This is a genomic window from Luteimonas endophytica (assembly GCF_029887875.1).
GTDB classification, from domain to species: domain Bacteria; phylum Pseudomonadota; class Gammaproteobacteria; order Xanthomonadales; family Xanthomonadaceae; genus Luteimonas; species Luteimonas endophytica.
In genome coordinates, this window is sequence record NZ_JARXRM010000022.1 from 1 (window position 1) to 3813 (window position 3813).

3 protein-coding genes are annotated in these 3813 nt (G+C 58.1%); all 3 read left to right on the forward strand.

Translation table 11 applies throughout. The features are described from left to right. Window positions 1-989: RHS repeat domain-containing protein (locus QFW77_RS04970; protein WP_280573242.1), on the forward strand; the 989-nt coding region annotated here is incomplete at its 5' end. Then, window positions 986-1603, forward strand: a complete 618-nt coding sequence (locus QFW77_RS04975) for a hypothetical protein (protein ID WP_280573243.1) — start codon at window positions 986-988, stop codon at window positions 1601-1603. The genes QFW77_RS04970 and QFW77_RS04975, both read left to right, overlap by 4 nt. 185 nt (window positions 1604-1788) lie before the next feature. After that, the gene (locus tag QFW77_RS04980; protein ID WP_280573244.1) at window positions 1789-3297 is read left to right on the forward strand and encodes an RHS repeat domain-containing protein; all 1509 of its coding nucleotides are present in this window, start codon (window positions 1789-1791) and stop codon (window positions 3295-3297) included. The last annotated feature ends 516 nt before the right edge of the window (window positions 3298-3813 follow it).

Below are 3813 nucleotides of genomic sequence, written 5' to 3' on the forward strand. Positions count from 1 at the left end.
GAATGAGCCAGGCGAAACAGGGCGGCGCGGTGGCGATGCACTACGTCTACAACGGCAAGGGCGAGCAGGTGCGCAGGCACCTGGGCGCCAGCGACGCGACCACGGTCTTCGACGAGGCCGGCCGCTGGCTTGGCGACTACGATGCTGCGGGGACCCCGCTGCAGCAGGCGGTCTGGCTGTACGACTTCCCGGTCGGCCTGCTGGTCGGTCCCTCAGGCATCAACCGACTCCACTACGTGCAGCCGGACCACCTTGGCACGCCGCGCGCGGTGATCGATCCGCTGCGCAACGTGGCGGTGTGGAACTGGGATCTGGCGAGCGAGGCTTTCGGCAACAGTCCGCCGAATGAGGATCCGGATGGCGACGGCATTGGGTTCTGGTTCGACATGCGCTTCCCTGGGCAACGCTACGATGCGGCGAGTGGGCTCAACTACAACTACTTCCGAGATTATGAACCAGGTGCAGGGAGATACTCGCAGAGCGATCCGATTGGTATCGCTGGAGGTGTGGCTCTCTATGGGTACGCGTTTGCAAGCCCGTCGATCTACTTCGATAGGTTTGGCTTGGCCCCTGGGAACGATTGCTGGACTGAATGGGAGGTTTCCGGAGAGTATCTTGGCGAGATTGTCGCCAGAAAAGTAGGGCTCCCTAGACTTTTTCGTAGAACTTGCTTGCCGATACCACAAATAGGTCAGTTCGGCCCGATGGACGCTATACCTTCCATTGGTCGCCACAGAGGGAGAGGCGGCGGTATGAACTTTCGGGTTCCGCTTCCAGTGCCGCTCTCCTTGCTTGTGGCTTGCAAGAACGAGTGGATACAGAATATTTCCCTGAAGCAGGCAAATATCAGGGATATAATTTATTACGAGGTCTGTATCGACGATTGTGGAATCGTAAGTAGAACGCCCTTCGATGCAATGAAGGATGTTGTATGGAGAGATCTAGGTCCAAGCCAAGATATCTGGTCGGAATGGGATTGGTACCAATGACTAAGAGGGGCCTGCTAGCCGTCTACTCCATCATCTACGTGTTGATGATTGTTGGGTGTATGCGATTTGCCGGCGATAACAACGAGGAAGAGTTTCGCGAAATGGAGGCGATTAGCGAAAACGTATCTGAGGATTTCAGAAAGAACCCAAATGAGGCAAAGGAACTATATCTGGAGTATTGGCAAAGTGTGATTTTAAAGGCCGATCGCTCGGTTGCGGATGAAGTCAAGATGCTTGTAGTTGCGCGCGAGTTGATGGCTAGGGACAAGCAAAACTACGAAAAATACTATGGATATATAGAATCACGGCTAGAGAGCGATGATCTCTTTGTCAGAAGTACTGCAGTCGATGCGCTGAGTGCCGCCGTCGGACGCGAATCGATCGATAAACTGATCCATTACGCGGAAACGGCTACTGGCGAAACGGCGATAGTTGCCTTGTATGCATTGGAACATAGATTGTTTCATTCCAAGTATGATCTAGATCTTGAGGCGGATTACAGATATACGGAAAGAAAACTAAATGGAATCTGCCTCCGCCGTTCGCGACAGCTGATCGCTCAGTTCTGTGATCGTCTCAAGGCGGGACGTACGCTACCGGATGATGGTGGCTGATGAACGACGCCAGCGGCAGCACCCGCTACTGCTACGACCGCTTCGGCCAGATGACGCGCAAGCTCCAGGTCACCAACGGGCAGGCGTTCGCGCTGCGCTACACCTATACCAAGGGCGGGCACCTCAGCAGCCTGACCTACCCGGACGGGTCCGTGGCCGACTACGTGCGCGATGCCCAGGGCAGGGTGACGGAGATAGGCGTGACCTCCCCGGGCGGCGCTCGCGAGGTCCTGCTGACCGGCGCCGACTACTACCCCTTCGGCCCCGCCGCCGGCTGGACGTACGGCAACGGCCGTCGCCTCGATCGCGTACACGACCTGGACTACCGCCCCACGTCCATCAGCGACCCGGCCGCTGGCGGGCTGGATTTCGGCTACAGCTACGACCCGGTCGGCAATCTCACGGCGCTGCACACTGCCGACCTGGCGGAACCGCCGCGGGCGAGCTTCGACTACGACCCGCTCGGCCGCCTCACCGCCTTCCGCGACGGCGCGGCCGGCGCAGCCATCGAGAGCTACGGCTACGACGCCACCGGCAACCGCACCAGCTTCGCCAATGCCGGCGGCAGCCAGGCCTACAGCTACCCGACCGACAGCCACCGGCTCGCCGCCGTGGCCGGCGTCGCCCGCAGCTACGACAACGCCGGCAATACCCTGGCCATCGGCACGGCCAGGGAGTTCGTCTACAACGCCACCAACCGAATGAGCCAGGCGAAACAGGGCGGCGCGGTGGCGATGCACTACGTCTACAACGGCAAGGGCGAGCAGGTGCGCAGGCACCTGGGCGCCAGCGACACGACCACGGTCTTCGACGAGGCCGGCCGCTGGCTCGGCGATTACGATGCTGCGGGGACTCCGCTGCAGCAGGCGGTCTGGCTGGACGACTATCCGGTCGGACTGCTGGTTGGAACCTCAGGCGTCAACCGGCTTCACTATGTCCAGCCCGACCACCTCGGCACGCCGCGGGCGGTGATCGATCCGGTGCGGAATGTGGGCGTGTGGAATTGGGACCTGGCCAGCGAGGCTTTCGGCAATAGTCCTCCGGATGAGGACCCGGATGGCGATGGAACGGTTTTCGGGTTCGATATGCGTTTTCCCGGGCAACGTTTCGATGCAGCGAGCGGGTTCAACTACAACTGGTTTCGGAGTTACGATCCAGGCGTCGGAAGATATATCGAGAGTGATCTGATCGGCTTAGGTGGCGGCTGGTCTACCTACGCGTATGTGCTTGGAAAACCTATGGTGGCTATTGATCCGCTAGGACTACAGACGGTGGGCCAAACCACTCAAGATGCATGGTGTAGGCAAAATCCTGTCGCATGCGCAGCAATTTTTGGCACCGGTAGTGGAATCACAGTTCTTCCAAAGCCGGACAGTCTTACGAGGCCTCAAGCTCGATACGGAGAGGAATGTCGGACTTGCGGGGAAGTTTATCCTCAATATGACGAGTGCTCGGAGATGGGACGCTACTATCCCTACGCGTCTGCCGCGCACGCGCTTCTTGATTTCCCGGCAGGAAGCAGCAAGAGACCTGGGGTACCTGCGTCAGGAGGCTTGTGCGCGATGAAGGGCACGCATCATACTGTGTTCTTACGCGGTGCCTATGTAGGGTCCATCTTTTCTTGCCGATGTTGTACCAATACGGGTGGCGGACCTGTTTTGGGGGAAATTTGGGGGAATAACGTTGGCCGCTGATACTTTCATCATTGATTTCGAAGCCAGGCTTCGGACGCTCATTACCAGCATTGATCTTTATAAGATGCGGCCCGCGATAAACGACCTGCTGCTATCTGTCAAAAACCAGAATGAGTTTCTTTCTATTGTTAGGTCTGCCTCATCTGCAAACATCGCCATGGAGATAGGATGGCTTTTCGCAGCGGGGCAATCCAGCGATTTGCGAGTAGATTCCTGCTTCCTGAGGCTTAAACTTTCTGACCGCTGTATCGACGAACGATTAATTATCTTCCTGGACGATCTTGAGATCTGTTTGGTAAAACAGGCGTCAGAGTAGATTTTTGTTAGTCGTCATAGAGGGCCGCGATGGAAGACGCCAGCGGCAGCACCCGCTACTGCTACGACCGCTTCGGCCAGATGACGCGCAAGGTCCAGGTCACGCACGGGCAGACGTTCGCGCTGCGCTACAGCTACACCAAGGGCGGGCACCTCAGCAGCCTGACCTACCCGGACGAAACCGTGGCGGACTACGTGCGC